15 protein-coding genes are annotated in these 14,860 nt (G+C 34.4%); 13 read left to right on the top strand and 2 right to left on the bottom strand.

Annotated features, from left to right (window positions below; translation table 11 throughout):
* Positions 1–6: 6 nt before the first annotated feature.
* Positions 7–687 carry a tRNA (guanosine(37)-N1)-methyltransferase TrmD gene (gene trmD, locus Cop2CBH44_RS03450; protein WP_044230571.1) on the bottom strand — a complete coding sequence of 227 codons (681 nt, stop codon included), beginning with the start codon at positions 685–687 and terminating at the stop codon, positions 7–9.
* Positions 688–835: 148 nt separating this feature from the next.
* Here trmD and ligA point away from each other — a divergent pair, with 148 nt between their 5' ends.
* The 4 genes from ligA to Cop2CBH44_RS03430 all read left to right on the top strand — a co-directional run bounded on the left by ligA (position 836) and on the right by Cop2CBH44_RS03430 (position 4,901).
* Entirely contained in the window at positions 836–2,839 is a 2,004-nt protein-coding gene (gene ligA / locus Cop2CBH44_RS03445; RefSeq protein WP_200755549.1) for an NAD-dependent DNA ligase LigA, read from the top strand.
* 27 nt (positions 2,840–2,866) lie between these two features.
* The gene (locus tag Cop2CBH44_RS03440; protein ID WP_021930365.1) at positions 2,867–3,406 is read left to right on the top strand and encodes a DUF6913 domain-containing protein; all 540 of its coding nucleotides are present in this window, start codon (positions 2,867–2,869) and stop codon (positions 3,404–3,406) included.
* A gap of 42 nt (positions 3,407–3,448) precedes the next feature.
* Complete coding sequence (gene dapA / locus Cop2CBH44_RS03435) at positions 3,449–4,342, top strand: 4-hydroxy-tetrahydrodipicolinate synthase (protein ID WP_021930364.1); 894 nt, start codon at positions 3,449–3,451, stop codon at positions 4,340–4,342.
* Positions 4,343–4,439: 97 nt separating this feature from the next.
* Positions 4,440–4,901 (top strand): DUF4293 domain-containing protein, encoded by a 462-nt coding sequence (locus Cop2CBH44_RS03430; RefSeq protein ID WP_021930363.1) that lies wholly within the window; start codon positions 4,440–4,442, stop codon positions 4,899–4,901.
* Positions 4,902–4,974: 73 nt separating this feature from the next.
* Here the strand turns inward: Cop2CBH44_RS03430 and uvrA are convergent, their stop codons facing one another.
* The gene (gene uvrA, locus Cop2CBH44_RS03425) at positions 4,975–7,764 is read right to left on the bottom strand and encodes an excinuclease ABC subunit UvrA (protein WP_200755547.1); all 2,790 of its coding nucleotides are present in this window, start codon (positions 7,762–7,764) and stop codon (positions 4,975–4,977) included.
* A gap of 222 nt (positions 7,765–7,986) precedes the next feature.
* Here uvrA and Cop2CBH44_RS03420 point away from each other — a divergent pair, with 222 nt between their 5' ends.
* The 9 genes from Cop2CBH44_RS03420 to Cop2CBH44_RS03380 all read left to right on the top strand — a co-directional run bounded on the left by Cop2CBH44_RS03420 (position 7,987) and on the right by Cop2CBH44_RS03380 (position 14,818).
* Entirely contained in the window at positions 7,987–8,196 is a 210-nt protein-coding gene (locus Cop2CBH44_RS03420) for a YtxH domain-containing protein (RefSeq protein ID WP_021930360.1), read from the top strand.
* 120 nt (positions 8,197–8,316) lie between these two features.
* Positions 8,317–8,694 (top strand): phage holin family protein, encoded by a 378-nt coding sequence (locus Cop2CBH44_RS03415; protein WP_021930359.1) that lies wholly within the window; start codon positions 8,317–8,319, stop codon positions 8,692–8,694.
* On the top strand, positions 8,691–8,942 hold the full coding sequence (locus Cop2CBH44_RS03410; protein WP_021930358.1) for a hypothetical protein: 252 nt from the start codon (positions 8,691–8,693) through the stop codon (positions 8,940–8,942). Before Cop2CBH44_RS03415 ends, Cop2CBH44_RS03410 begins: the two co-directional genes overlap by 4 nt.
* Before the next feature lie 103 nt (positions 8,943–9,045).
* Positions 9,046–10,149 carry a TlpA disulfide reductase family protein gene (locus Cop2CBH44_RS03405; protein WP_200755546.1) on the top strand — a complete coding sequence of 368 codons (1,104 nt, stop codon included), beginning with the start codon at positions 9,046–9,048 and terminating at the stop codon, positions 10,147–10,149.
* Positions 10,150–10,294: 145 nt separating this feature from the next.
* A complete protein-coding gene (locus tag Cop2CBH44_RS03400) occupies positions 10,295–11,041 on the top strand; it encodes a tetratricopeptide repeat protein (RefSeq protein ID WP_200755545.1) in 747 nt (248 codons plus the stop codon).
* A 69-nt stretch (positions 11,042–11,110) separates the two neighbouring features.
* Positions 11,111–11,953: a 50S ribosomal protein L11 methyltransferase gene (gene prmA / locus Cop2CBH44_RS03395; RefSeq protein WP_021930355.1), complete on the top strand. Its 843-nt coding sequence runs from the start codon at positions 11,111–11,113 to the stop codon at positions 11,951–11,953.
* Between the two features lie 5 nt (positions 11,954–11,958).
* Positions 11,959–13,017 carry a LacI family DNA-binding transcriptional regulator gene (locus tag Cop2CBH44_RS03390; RefSeq protein WP_200755544.1) on the top strand — a complete coding sequence of 353 codons (1,059 nt, stop codon included), beginning with the start codon at positions 11,959–11,961 and terminating at the stop codon, positions 13,015–13,017.
* 126 nt (positions 13,018–13,143) lie between these two features.
* A complete protein-coding gene (gene kduI, locus Cop2CBH44_RS03385) occupies positions 13,144–13,986 on the top strand; it encodes a 5-dehydro-4-deoxy-D-glucuronate isomerase (RefSeq protein ID WP_021930354.1) in 843 nt (280 codons plus the stop codon).
* A 37-nt stretch (positions 13,987–14,023) separates the two neighbouring features.
* Positions 14,024–14,818: a gluconate 5-dehydrogenase gene (locus Cop2CBH44_RS03380; protein WP_200755543.1), complete on the top strand. Its 795-nt coding sequence runs from the start codon at positions 14,024–14,026 to the stop codon at positions 14,816–14,818.
* Positions 14,819–14,860 lie beyond the last annotated feature (42 nt).

Raw genomic sequence — 14,860 nt, 5'->3', positions numbered from 1 at the left:
TAAAAATCATTCATCTTCTAATAAGTCAGGACGCAGACGACGAGTACGTTCTACAGACATATCATGCTCCCATTCTTCTATTTTTCGTTGATGTCCCGACAAGAGTATATCTGGAACTTTCCATCCTTTATATTCTGATGGTCGAGTATATATAGGCGCAGCCAAAAGATTATCTTGGAATGAATCGGACAAGGCCGATTGTTCATCGCCAATCGCCCCCGGAATTAACCTGATGATGGCATCACACATTACAGCTGCAGCTAACTCTCCCCCTGTAAGGACATAATCACCTATCGATATCTCTTTTGTTATAAGGTGTTCCCGGATACGGTAATCTATTCCTTTATAATGACCACACAAAATTATCAAATTTCCAGCCATAGACAAGCGATTCGCCATAGACTGTTTAAATTGCTCTCCATCGGGGGAGGTAAATATTACTTCATCGTAAATGCGTTCACTTTTTAGTTTACTAATAGCCCTATCAACAGGTTCTATCTGCATCACCATTCCTGCCGTTCCTCCGAAAGGGTAATCATCTACTCGCCGATGCTTATTGGTTGAATAATCTCGAAGATTATGGACAAAAATTTCTGCCAGGCCTTTGTCTTGGGCTCTTTTCAATATAGAACAGTTCAAGGGACTATCGAGCAATTCCGGTAAGACTGTAATGATATCAATGCGCATGTAATCAATTTTTCTTTTGCGCAAAATTAACTTTTTGAATCGGGCTACGCAATCTTTTTATTTGTTTCTTTTTTATGAAGAATAAATAGAACAAAAATATGCGATAAACAGTTTTTCTCTATATTTGCATAAGAGAAATATAATTCTGATGGATGAAATAAAAAATAAAATTGACGAGCTCAGGCAAAAGCTTAATGAGCATAATTATAACTATTATGTATGTAATTCACCAACTATATCAGACCGAGACTTTGATATGATGATGGACGAATTACAAAAACTGGAAGAAAAATATCCCGAATTTAATGATCCGAATTCTCCAACTCAAAGAGTGGGAAATGATATAAATAAATCATTTTCTCAAGTCGAACATAAATATCCGATGCTTTCTTTGGGTAACACCTATACAAAAGAAGAGGTAGAAGCTTTCTATGAACGTGTTAAAAGTGGACTGAACGATAATTTCAAAATCGTAGGAGAATTGAAATATGATGGGACATCGATTTCTCTTACTTATATCAATGGGAAATTGGTACGTGCTGTTACCCGAGGTGATGGTGTCAGGGGAGATGATGTCACTGAAAATGTAAAGACCATCCGAAGTATTCCTTTGCAATTGAGAGGAAGCAATTATCCAAAGGAATTTGAAATAAGAGGTGAAATCCTTATGCCTTGGACTGTATTCGAAGCATTGAATGAAGAACGGGAGAGACAGGAAGAACCTCTCTTTGCCAATCCTCGTAATGCTGCGGCCGGAACTCTTAAATCTCAAAATTCTGCAGTTGTAGCTTCTCGAAATTTAGATGCATATTTGTACTATATATTAGGTGATGGACTTCCGTCAGATAGTCATTATGAAAACTTGCAAATAGCTCGTAGTTGGGGATTTAAGATTTCTGATGCAATGAAGGTCTGTGATACGCTCGATGATATGATGAGTTTCATCGATTATTGGGATATTAACCGAAAGAATTTGCCTGTTGCAACTGATGGTATAGTATTCAAAGTATCGTCTCTTTTACAACAGAAAAATTTGGGTTATACAGCAAAATCTCCACGATGGGCCATTGCTTATAAATTCCAAGCAGAACGAGCTATAACACGATTGAATTCTGTGTCTTACCAGGTTGGACGTACGGGAACAATTACTCCCGTAGCCAATCTCGAACCAGTACAACTATCAGGAACCATTGTCAAAAGGGCATCTTTACACAATGACGACATTATTCAGTCTCTTGACTTACATATTGGTGATATGGTATATGTCGAAAAGGGGGGAGAAATCATTCCTAAAATAACGGGGGTCGATAAGGATACAAGAATGCTAATCGGTGAGAAGGTTCATTTTATAAAGCGCTGCCCGGAATGTAACACACCATTAATCAGATATGAAGGAGAAGCTGCACACTATTGTCCAAATGAAGACGGTTGTCCTCCTCAGATAAAAGGTAAAATTGAGCATTTTATCAGTCGGAAGGCGATGAATATAGATGGTTTGGGACCGGAAACAATAGACCTTTTTTACCGTATTGGATGGCTAAAAGACGTATCAGACCTGTATCATTTAAAGGAAAATGAAATTGCCGAGCAAGAAAGATTGGGGGAAAAGTCGGCAAAAAATATAGTCGAGGCTATCGAAAATTCAAGGAATGTTCCATTCGAACGTGTTCTTTTTGCTTTAGGTATTCATTTTGTAGGAGAGACTGTTGCAAAAAAGTTAGCAAATGCTTTTATAAACATCGATGCCTTAATGAATGCTTCAGAAGAGGATTTAATATCTGTCGATGAAATAGGAATCAAAATAGCACAAAGCATACATAAATATTTTGAGAAAGAAGGCCATCTAAGCCTTATATCCCGACTAAAAGATGCAGGGTTGCAATTTGCGCTTTCCCGAGAAAGATTAGAAAATCAATCGGATAGATTAAAGGGTGCTACTATTGTTATTAGTGGTACATTTAATCATCATTCACGTGACGAGTATAAATTATTAATAGAGCAGAACGGAGGGAAGAATACAGGATCAGTATCTGCTAAAACCTCATATTTATTAGCAGGCGAAAACATGGGGCCGGCAAAACTTGAGAAAGCAAAAAAATTGGGAATAAAAATAATCTCGGAGACTGACTTTTTGGAAATGATACAATCATGACTCTTTACAAATGAAAAACCATAAAATATGCTGTCATATTTAATTAAAAGAGAAATAAAAAAACAATTAAAACGCTCGACAATAAAGCGGAAAAAGAGATTTTTGGATTATAGAGATGTTGACGCTATAACTTTTATGGTTGAACAGGGGCAATTAGAAGAACTAAAACCTCTGATGCAAAGTTTCTTATTGGAGGGAATACAAGCTTCAATAGTCGTATTGAATATTGCAGGTATTCCGATTGACCCGGAATACCCGGCTGTTTCTATTATCGAAATACGAGCTGAAAATACAGTTAAGCAAAAGATGCTTCCTAATAAAGAAATAGTGAAACGCTTTATTAGTATTCGCCCGTCAGTTGTTTGTGATTTAACCACTCAAGAATTTCTGCCTCTGTTATATCTATTAAGTATCTCAATGGCAACGATGAAAATTGGAATAGAAAAAGGAGAGCTCCCTCTCTTTGATTTTATGCTAAAACCTTTAGATGAAAATTCATCGTATGAGTTAGCTAAAAATTTGTTTTTTTATTGGAAGAGCATTGATATAAAAAATAATAATTCGTAATTTTGAGGCCGCTTAATTAGACTTTTTGAATCAAAAGGATATATGACACAAATTAATTTAAAAGGAATGGGCGTAGCCCTGATTACCCCTTTCAAAGAAGACGAATCAGTAGACTATGATGCTCTTTCCAGGCTAATTGAATACCAGATTAAGAATGGTGTGGATTATCTTGTTGTATTAGGAACCACAGCAGAAACACCCACCCTGACAGAAGAAGAAAAAGACAAAATTCTACAATTGGTTATCGAACGAATAAAAGGACGCGTGCCCATTGTGTTGGGACTTGGGGGGAATAATACTAAAGGAATCGTAGACACATTAAAAAATAAAAATTTCACAGGAGTCGATGCAATTTTATCTGTAGTACCTTACTATAATAAACCCTCTCAAGAGGGGATTTATCAACATTATAAAGCGATTGCTTCAGCAACAAAACTACCTGTTATTTTGTATAATGTCCCGGGACGTACAGGTGTAAATATGACTGCGCAAACGACTCTAAGATTAGCGAACGAATTTGACAATATCGTAGCTATTAAAGAAGCTTCAGGAAATATCACTCAAATGGATGATATTATAAAGCATAAACCGAAAGACTTCATGGTTATTTCAGGTGACGATGGTATAACATTCCCGTTAATTACGTTAGGAGCTGTCGGGGTAATTTCTGTTATAGGAAATGCATTTCCTAAAGAATTTAGTCGTATGGTACGATTGGCACTAAATGGAGATTACGACAATGCCCTTCAGATTCACCATCGTTTTACTGAACTATTCGAACTTTTGTTTGTAGACGGAAATCCTGCAGGGGTAAAAAGTATTCTAAGTGTAATGGGATACATTCAAAATAAATTACGATTACCATTAGTTCCGACCCGGATAACCACATTTGAAAAAATACGTGAAGTTTTGAACAAATTGAATATAATCTGTTAAATGTTAAACAAAGCAAAATTATAATCTATTGTCAACAATCAACATTTATCTTATAATTATGTTGAATAGATAAAACAATATTTACTCAAATATTATTATGATACAAAGAATTCAATCTATATTTTTATTAATTGTAGCGGCCTTAATGATTACATTAATTTTCATGCCCTTGGCAAGTTTCAATACAGCAAATGCATCTTTTGAGTTTATGTCATATGGTGTAGTTTCTTTGGGAGAACCTTCATTTACAGCTGTTACAACTTGGTCACTCACAACACTTTTATCTCTTTCAGGTATATTGGCATTTATATCCATTTTCTTTTATAAGAAAAGACCATTACAAATACGATGTTGTCAATTTAACTTTTTATTGATATTAGCTTTTTATTTGGTCTTTTTTATTTATTGGTGGACTATACAGAATGACCTTGCTGCTCAAAGTATCGCATTGGAGGCGTCTTTAACAATGCCTATTGCCGCCTTGATTTTGGATTATTTAGCTATGAAAAAAATAAAACAAGATGATGATTTGGTAAAATCTATGGATCGCATTAGATAAAAGTAATCTACATAAAATAAGGCCCGGGAATACTTGATAGTCCCGGGCCTTATTTTATGTAGAAATTATCGTATCATGCCAACTTCTCTTTTAAGAATTTTCCGGTATAGGAATTAGAACAATTTGCAATATCTTCAGGTGTACCCGCACAAACCAGATAGCCACCTTTATCTCCACCTTCAGGCCCTATATCTATGATATAATCGGCACATTTGATAACATCCATATTATGCTCAATTATAATCACAGTATGGCCTTTATCTATCAATGCATTAAATGCTTTCAATAAAGTCTTTATATCATGAAAATGTAGTCCGGTTGTAGGTTCGTCAAATATAAAAATCGTAGGCTCCAATTTTTCATTACTTAAAAAGTATGCCAACTTAACTCTTTGGTTTTCACCACCAGAAAGAGTAGAAGATGATTGCCCTAACTTTATGTAACCTAATCCTACATCTTGCAACGGTTGTAACCTTTTAATAATTTTATTTTCAGTATTACCCGGATATGCAGAAAAGAATTCAATTGCCTGATTTATTGTCATATCCAAGACATCATTGATATTTTTTCCATGATATTCGATTTCCAACACCTCTTGCTTAAATCTTTTTCCATGGCAACTTTCACATTCCAATGTAATATCTGCCATAAATTGCATTTCCACAGTAATCGTACCTTCACCTTTACACTCTTCACAGCGCCCACCTTCTACGTTAAAGGAAAAATAAGCTGGGGTAAACCCCATTTGTTTTGCTCCCTGTTGTTCTGCAAATAATTTTCGGATTTCATCATAAGCCTTTAAATATGTAGCAGGATTTGAACGGGATGATTTACCAATAGGATTTTGATCGACAAACTCGATATGTTTCATAAAGTCGATATCTCCAGAAAGTTTATTATATGTTCCCGGCAATTCACTTCCCTCATCATAATAACGTGATAATGCCTTAAAAAGAACATCTCTGACCAATGAAGATTTGCCAGAACCACTAACTCCCGTCACCACAGTCATTACTTGTAAAGGAAATGAAACATTTATATTTTTTAGATTATTATGAGCTGCACCTTCAATATTGATTGACATATTCCACGGTCGCCTGTATTCAGGTATATCTATGATTTCTTCACCTGTCAGATACCGAACAGTATAGCTTTTCGATGCCCTCTTTAAATTTGACAAATCACCTTGGTATACGACTTCACCACCTAATCTACCAGCTTTCGGCCCTATATCTATAATATAATCAGCAGCTTTTATTATATCTTCATCATGCTCTACAACAATAACCGTATTCCCTAAATTTTGTAATTTTCGTAATACTTGTATCAATAATCCAGTATCTCGAGAATGTAATCCGATACTGGGCTCATCTAGTATGTAAAGAGACCCTACCAAACTACTACCTAATGATGTAGCCAAATTTATCCGCTGACTTTCCCCTCCAGATAAGGTAGAAGATAAACGATTAAGTGTCAAATATCCCAAACCCACATCAAGAAGAAATGTAATACGGCTGTTTATCTCGGTTAATAATCGCTTTGCAACGGACGTATCGTATTCATCCAGCATAAGTTCGTCAAAAAAAACTTTCAATTCAGTAATCGGTAATTGTACCAATTCTGAAATAGATTTACCTCCAATCTTAACATATTGAGCTTGAGGCTTCAGCCTACTTCCTTTGCAATTCGGACATAATGTTTTCCCCCGATATCGAGCTAGCATTACTCTATATTGAATTTTATATTGATTTTCTTCCAACATGCGAAAAAAATCATTTATTCCTTCAAAATATTCATTCCCGTTCCATAATAATTCTTTTTGCTTTGATGTCAATTGATAATATGGTCGATGAATGGGAAAACCTATTTTTTCAGAAACACGAACAAGCTCTTTTTTCCATTCGCCCATTTTTTCTCCTCGCCAGCAAACAACAGCATCCTCATATATTGATAAAGCTTTATTGGGTACTACCAAATCTTCATCTATACCGATAACTTTACCAAATCCCTCACAGGTAGGGCATGCACCCACCGGACTATTGAAACTGAACATCAAATCATTCGGCTCTTCAAAAATAATTCCATCAGCTTCGAATCGTTTAGAAAAAAGATGTTCCTCAGTCTTATTATTTGATATATAGAATTTTACAATACATTCTCCGCCTCCTTCAAAAAATGCTGTTTCTACAGAATCAGATAATCGGCTTATTGTATCATTGTTTGAAGAGCAACTCAAACGGTCTATCAATAATCTTATACTTCCCTCGTCAAAATTGCCTGTATTATTTTTTATCTCTTCGATTCTAAGTATTTTGTCCTGATATTCTATTCGATTGTAACCTTCTTTCAACAAAATATCCAATTGCGCATTCAACGATCGCCCCTCAGGTAAATGAATAGAGGTCAATATTGCAAAACGTGTACCTTCGGGATAAGAAAGCATACATTTAACAACATCTTCGACTTGATGCTTCTTTACTTCTTTCCCTGAAACTGGAGAGATGGTCTTTCCAATACGAGAATAAAGTAATCGTAGATAATCATAAATTTCTGTAGAGGTTCCTACTGTAGAACGAGGATTGCGAGTATTGACTTTTTGTTCTATGGCTATAGCTGGTGGAATACCTTTTATAAAATCACACTCAGGTTTACTCATACGCCCCAAAAATTGTCTAGCATATGCAGACAAACTTTCCACATAGCGACGTTGGCCTTCTGCATATAGAGTATCAAAAGCCAATGAAGACTTACCTGAGCCAGATAATCCCGTAATTACAACTAATTTATTTCTTGGAATTTCAATATCTATGTTCTTTAGATTATTTACTCTTGCTCCTTTTATAAAGATATTGTTCTCTGACATAATTAGGCATCCATTTTATAAAGAGTACAAAGATAATACAAATCCATATTTTCGTTATATTTAGATACAGCTCTTTTAGTTAAAATTACAGATAATTTTAACTTACCGCATATAAATAACGAGGAAATAAAATATATTAAAAAAAGTGACATATTTCTGAACAAATGAGGTATATACTCTTGTTTTTTATTTATATTTGTAATAACACTAAAAATCATAGTTATGAAAAATTTATCAGCTTTATTTGCATTTTTAGGAGGTGCCGCTGTAGGTGCTACATTGGGCATTTTATTTGCTCCAGAAAAAGGAATTGATACTCGTCAACGCATTGTTCGTATTTTACGTGAGAAGGGTATAAAACTCAATCGCAAAGAGATGGATGAGCTTGTTGACCAAATTGCAACCGAAATTAGTGGAGGCAGTGAAGAATAAATATCTGCCGAATTATATCCGGCATTATAAGATGGTATTGTAATGCCGGATAAATTTAATACACTTGATTACAAATTGTTGATAGTGAAAATGAAATAATCCTAATAAAAATCAATCGTAATGCCCGAAGTGGATACTAAACAATCATCTGTTCACCGAATAATTTCCGAAATAAAAAAATACCTCATATTACAACGGGACTTATTAAAAGTAGAAGGAGTAGAAAAACTTACAGTATTAGTCACTGCATTTTTACTACTCATGCTGTTTGTAATATTAGGAACAGCTGCACTATTTTATTTTCTTTTTGCATTTGCGTATATATTGGCTCCTCATGTAGGAGGATTAACTGTTAGTTTTTTAATTATCGGATGTATTCCTCTTTTGTTATTAATTATTTCCTTTTTCTTCAGGAAACAATTGATAATAAATCCAATTGTAAGATTTTTAGCAGGCTTATTTTTGATAGATTCTGACAAACAAAATTCTGAACAATGAACCTGAGCGACAAAAATGGAAAAATTACATTTGATTCTTTAGTATCTTACAAGCGGAATTTGAAAAATCAAATTGCCGAGCAACAAGTAAAATTGCAAGAATCTTATCATCAACTGACTGCACCGTTTTCGCGCCAAGCAACAACTTCATCTTTCATGGGTACATTCGCTAAAAGCGTCGCAATATTTGATGGTCTTATGTTTGGATTTCGGATGTTTCGAAAAATTCGGAATATATTCCGCCGCTAAATTTCATATTATATTCTCTTTTATACATAGTTAATTTACAAATTCTTAAAAACTTTATTCCTTATTATTTTGTTTTGAATACATAAATTAAAAAAGGTAAACTATGTATTCAAAAATAATATCAGGAATATTGATATTAACTATAACATTATCTTGTTCCGATAACTATAATATAGAAGGTACTATCGACTCTATTGCTAATGGCGATATCGTTATTTTGCAAAAGCAGCAGGGCCAGTCGTTTATAAATATCGACAGTGCCCACATCAAAGATGGACATTTTTCATTTAAAGGTAGGCAAGATACCGCAACAATGGCTCTTATCTCCATATCGGGTAAAGATAAACTTCCTTTTACCCCACTTCTTTTTATTCTTGAAAATGGAAATTTAAGAGCCCGAATAGATACATTATCTTCTATTTCAGGTACAGAATTAAATGATAAATTCCAAAACTATATGGATGATAGGTCATTTCTCGATATAAAACTAGAACAGCTGAGCCGGCAATATGTCACAACATACGTAAAGGGGCAATTAACAGATAGTTTGTTTGTTAGATTGCAGAAAGAATTTGGAGAATATGAAACTCAACTAAAAGATTTGACACGAAACTATATTTTAAACAATACTAACAATATTTCTGGTGTATATTTATTTATTCAGAACAGTTTTCTTTTTCCTCCCGAAACCCAAAAAGAGATTATTGAAAATGGGGGAGAATTTTTTGAGCATAACCCAGCAATTCAAACATTTTCAAAATTGTTATCTATGAACAAAAATGTAGAAATCGGCATGCCTTATATCAATTTGAAAATGCAAACTCCGAGTGGTAGCCCTGTTACTTTATCTGATTACATTCAAAAAGGAAAATATGTTCTAATTGATTTTTGGGCATCTTGGTGTGCACCTTGTCGTAAACAAATGCCAGAATTAATAAAAATATACGACCGTTTCAAGAATAAAAATTTTGAAATTGTTGGTGTATCATTTGATAATAACAAAAATGAATGGGTAGAATATATAAATGACATGAAAATTTCATGGCCTCAAATGTCCGATTTAAAAGGATGGGATTCCAACGCGATTATGCTATATGCCATTCAGGGGATACCACATACGGTTTTAGTAAATCCTCAAGGAATTATAATTGCAAAAGATTTAAAAGGGAAAGAACTAATCAGTACTCTTAATAAACTTTTAAAATAGCATTCTGATATATATAAAATTTTAGGATGATAACTTGTTGCCAGGGTTTGTATTCAATAATTTCTTCTTTTTCGAGCAAAATATTATCTTTGCTGCCTATTATTCAGTTCCAATTTTATAATTGGAGAGAAATAAAAAATATAAAATGAAAAAAATAGCATCAAGTTTAGTAATATTATGGTTTTTGTCCATATCTTTAATTCAAGCTGCTAATATTGACTACAAAGCAACAGCATTTAATATGTATATCAATGGTAAAATGCCCCAGTGGGAAATCTTGATTAATAAAATTTCGAAAGACCCAGAATGGCAGAACTATGATTGTCAACTTGAAACACTGACTTACTATTATGGTCTTGTGGGACATTTGTTGGATAAAAAAAGAAAAGACGATGCGGAAAGAGTATTGGCAAATGCCTTGGCTTTGGCAAATCAAATGTACAAACAAACGCCGAATGATGCTTTATTATTAGGGCTGATGGCAAACCTTACTGGATACCAAATAGCTCTCTCTCCAATAAAAGCAGCAACATTGGCTAAAGGTATGATGTCCAAGGCAAAAAAGTCAATATCTCTAAATCCTAATGACCCTTATGTAAATATCTTGTATTCCAATATCCTTTTCTATATGCCATCTATGTTTGGAGGAGATAAAGACAAGGCATTAGCAGGCTACCAAAAAGCCTTGAAATATATGGAAAGTCATGATGGATATATAAAGAATAATTGGATGTACATACAGTTACTTACAACTATAGGTCTTGTCGAAGAAAAAAATGAAAATTATATTGAAGCCGAAAAGATGTACCAAAAAGTCTTGCAATTACAACCCAATTATGGGCACGTAAAAAACATCGTATATCCCAGATTGATGAAAAAAATGAAAAGTTGAAAATTTGTTTCAAAAATATATGCAGGACAACGGATAATACAAAAATAAGATATAGTAAAACAAGAAAGAATGAATGATTATATTAATGTAAAAGTCCAGATTACACCATATTCCGAAACGGTATCGGATATTTTATCTGCATTACTTGCAGACATAGGATTTGAGAGTTTTGTTCAGACAGCGACAGGATTAGATGCTTATATTCAAACATCCTTATTCAATAAAGAAAAGTTAGAGTCTGTTATTGAAAACTTTCCATTCAATGCAACCATAAGTTATGTAATAGAATCAATCAAAGGGAAAAATTGGAATGAGGAATGGGAAAAAAACTATTTCCAGCCTATTGTTATAGATAATGAATGTGTCATATACAGTACTCATCACAAGAATATACCACAAGCAAAATATTCCATTATTATCGATCCCAAAATGGCATTTGGGACAGGTCATCATGAAACAACAAGTCTGATACTTACCAGTATATTGAAAGGGAATGTTTCAGGGAAAAAAGTATTAGATATGGGATGTGGTACAGCTGTTTTAGCTATTTTAGCAGCAAAACGGGGTGCTGACAAAATAACAGCCATAGATATAGACCCCTTTGCTTACGAAAATGCAGTAGAGAATATTGCATTAAATAATGTTTCAGATATTTCTGTAAAATTAGGAGGGGTAGAATTATTAGGAAACGAAACATATGATATCATATATGCCAATATCAATCGTAATATTTTATTAAATGATATGCACGTCTATGTACGATGTATGCATTCTGGATCAGAAATATATTTCAGTGGGTTTTATGTAGATGACATCCCTGTAATTAAGGAAGAAGCTGAGAAATGCGACCTGAAATTTGAAAATTATATAGAGAAAAATAAATGGGTCGCTACAAAATTTATTAAAAGATAAAGAAGATGTCTGGAATACATAAAGTTACTATCAATGATTTGGCTAAAGAATTAAACACTTCAGCCTCTACCGTATCGAGAGCTTTACAAAATCATCCGAGAATTAGTGCAAAAATGAAAGCTGCGGTTTTGGAATTAGCAAAAAAAATGAATTATCATCCAGACCCAGTAGCTCATCATTTACGAACAGGAAAAGGCTTTGTCATTGGAGTAATTGTTCCACGTATCGATCGTCATTTCTTTGCTTCTGTTATCGGTGGTATAGAAAGTATAGCTCATGAAAACGGATATAGTGTACTTGTATCTCAATCAAACGAACGATATGATGATGAAAGAGCAATAGTTAAGACCATGATGTCAAAAAAAATAGATGGATTAGCTGTTTCTTTGGCATCAGAAACCATTGATTATAAACATTTTGAAACAGCAATTTCTGCCGGTATTCCTGTTGTCTTTTTCGACCGAGTTCCTTTAGAGCCTATTAGTAGCATGGTAGAAGTTGATAATTTCCAAGCTTCTTATGATGCTGTACAGCATTTAATATCACAAGGATGCCGTCGTATCGCTCATTTGGCGGGACCTATGACACTTAGTGTATACCGAAAACGCAAAGAAGGTTACATAAAGGCCCTTGAAGACGCAAAAATACCTGTAGAAGATGAGCTAATTCTTGAAAACAGTATTACATTAGTAACAGGAGAGGAGGCTGGACTTAAAATATTAAATATGAAAAATCGTCCTGATGGAATTTTCTCTGCCGGAGATTATTCTGCAATAGGGGTTATGCATACTCTGCGTAACGGCGGATTACATATTCCTCAAGATATATCTGTCGTAGGTTTTGCCAATGAACCTTTCGATTCGTTTGTTGACCCTCCTTTGACTTCAGTAGACCAAAAAAACCGGGAAATGGGTAAAAATGTAGCAGAACTTTTATTAAAAAAAATGAACCATGAAAGCGAGATGGAGAACAGAGAATGTATTTTATTACAACCGGATTTGATGAAAAGGGAGTCTTCCTTGAAAATGAGAGATAAGAAAAAAAGTAAAGAAAAAAAATTGTAGAATAATATTTTTTTTATACATTTGTGCAATCGATTACGCAATCACATTTTCACGTACTTACATACATAAAATGTGGTATCGATATTATATAAATTGAGTTATTTACATATTTAACAACAGATACTTATGAAAACAAATTATGAACTTCGCTATGCATGTGATCCCCGTGATGCAAAGAGTTATGATACAACAAGATTACGTGGAGATTTTTTGATCGAAAAAATCTTTACCGATAATGAAGTAAACATGGTTTACTCTATGTATGATAGACTTATTGTTGGTGGAGCCAAGCCAGTAGGAGAAGCATTAATACTCGAAGCCATAGATCCTTTAAAAGCAACACATTTCCTCTCTCGCAGGGAATTAGGTATATTCAACGTTGGAGGACCTGGTAGAGTAAAAGCCGGAGATGCAATATTTGATTTGAATTATAAAGAAGCATTATATCTTGGCGCAGGCGAAAGGACTGTTACATTTGAAAGCATTGATCCGAAAAATCCTGCTAAATTCTATTTTAACTCTGCACCTGCTCATAAGACATATCCTGATAAAAAAGTGACAAAAGCTGATGCTGTGGTTGCAGAAATGGGCTCATTAGAAGGATCTAATCATAGGAATATCAATAAAATGTTGGTTTCTCAGGTATTGGAAACCTGCCAATTACAGATGGGTATGACCGAATTACAACCAGGTAGTGTATGGAACACTATGCCGGCACATACTCATAGCCGTCGTATGGAAGCGTATTTCTATTTTGAGGTTCCAGAAGGTGAAGCTGTATGCCACTTTATGGGAGAACCTACTGAGACTCGTCATATATGGATGCAAGGAGAACAAGCTGTATTATCTCCTGAATGGTCAATACATTCAGCTGCAGCAACTCGTAATTATACTTTTATATGGGGTATGGGTGGTGAAAATCTAGATTATGGAGATCAAGATTTCTACAAAAATACAGAATTGCGATAAATCGAATTAATTAACAAAACACACTAACTTTATTTTTATGGTAAACTTTTCATTAGAAGGTAAGGTTGCACTTGTAACAGGTGCTTCTTATGGAATTGGTTTTGCTTTGGCCACAGCTTTTGCTCAAGCTGGTGCTAAAATCGTTTTCAATGACATCAAACCTGAGTTGGTAGAAAAAGGTCTTGCTGCTTATGAAGCTGAAGGAATTAAAGCTCATGGCTATGTATGTGATGTAACTAAAGAAGACCAGGTTGAGGCAATGGTTGCTCAAATCGAAAAAGAAGTTGGAGTTATTGATATTCTTGTAAATAATGCAGGAATTATCAAGCGTATACCTATGCATGAAATGTCTGCTGCAGATTTCCGCCAAGTAATAGATATAGATTTAAATGGTCCGTTTATCGTTTCTAAAGCAGTTATCCCCAGTATGATAAAAAAAGGTCATGGCAAAATTATCAATATATGCTCTATGATGAGTGAACTCGGACGTGAAACTGTTTCAGCTTATGCTGCTGCTAAAGGAGGATTGAAGATGCTTACTCGCAATATTGCCTCTGAATATGGAGAATACAATATTCAATGTAATGGTATAGGTCCGGGTTACATTGCAACACCGCAAACAGCTCCTTTAAGAGAAAAACAAGCTGATGGTTCTAGACATCCATTTGATGCATTTATTGTTGCTAAAACTCCTGCTGCACGTTGGGGAACACCTGAAGATTTGATGGGACCGGCAGTATTCCTTGCCTCTGAAGCATCAAACTTTGTAAACGGTCATATCCTTTATGTGGATGGTGGTATATTAGCATATATCGGGAAACAACCTAAATAATATTCTAAATTTTATATCTAAACCTTACAAGTCTTGTAACTT

The sequence above is a fragment of the Coprobacter secundus subsp. similis genome (assembly GCF_015097275.1).
GTDB classification, from domain to species: Bacteria; Bacteroidota; Bacteroidia; order Bacteroidales; family Coprobacteraceae; genus Coprobacter; species Coprobacter secundus.
This window is presented reverse-complemented; position numbering and strand designations above follow the sequence as displayed.

Bases quoted from the DNA above. Each gene is read 5' to 3' on its own strand.
- trmD (WP_044230571.1), bottom strand. From the start codon at position 687: ATGCGCATTGATATCATTACAGTCTTACCGGAATTGCTCGATAGTCCC.
- ligA (WP_200755549.1), top strand. From the start codon at position 836: ATGGATGAAATAAAAAATAAAATTGACGAGCTCAGGCAAAAGCTTAAT.
- Cop2CBH44_RS03440 (WP_021930365.1), top strand. From the start codon at position 2,867: ATGCTGTCATATTTAATTAAAAGAGAAATAAAAAAACAATTAAAACGC.
- dapA (WP_021930364.1), top strand. From the start codon at position 3,449: ATGACACAAATTAATTTAAAAGGAATGGGCGTAGCCCTGATTACCCCT.
- Cop2CBH44_RS03430 (WP_021930363.1), top strand. From the start codon at position 4,440: ATGATACAAAGAATTCAATCTATATTTTTATTAATTGTAGCGGCCTTA.
- uvrA (WP_200755547.1), bottom strand. From the start codon at position 7,764: ATGTCAGAGAACAATATCTTTATAAAAGGAGCAAGAGTAAATAATCTA.
- Cop2CBH44_RS03420 (WP_021930360.1), top strand. From the start codon at position 7,987: ATGAAAAATTTATCAGCTTTATTTGCATTTTTAGGAGGTGCCGCTGTA.
- Cop2CBH44_RS03415 (WP_021930359.1), top strand. From the start codon at position 8,317: ATGCCCGAAGTGGATACTAAACAATCATCTGTTCACCGAATAATTTCC.
- Cop2CBH44_RS03410 (WP_021930358.1), top strand. From the start codon at position 8,691: ATGAACCTGAGCGACAAAAATGGAAAAATTACATTTGATTCTTTAGTA.
- Cop2CBH44_RS03405 (WP_200755546.1), top strand. From the start codon at position 9,046: ATGTATTCAAAAATAATATCAGGAATATTGATATTAACTATAACATTA.
- Cop2CBH44_RS03400 (WP_200755545.1), top strand. From the start codon at position 10,295: ATGAAAAAAATAGCATCAAGTTTAGTAATATTATGGTTTTTGTCCATA.
- prmA (WP_021930355.1), top strand. From the start codon at position 11,111: ATGAATGATTATATTAATGTAAAAGTCCAGATTACACCATATTCCGAA.
- Cop2CBH44_RS03390 (WP_200755544.1), top strand. From the start codon at position 11,959: ATGTCTGGAATACATAAAGTTACTATCAATGATTTGGCTAAAGAATTA.
- kduI (WP_021930354.1), top strand. From the start codon at position 13,144: ATGAAAACAAATTATGAACTTCGCTATGCATGTGATCCCCGTGATGCA.
- Cop2CBH44_RS03380 (WP_200755543.1), top strand. From the start codon at position 14,024: ATGGTAAACTTTTCATTAGAAGGTAAGGTTGCACTTGTAACAGGTGCT.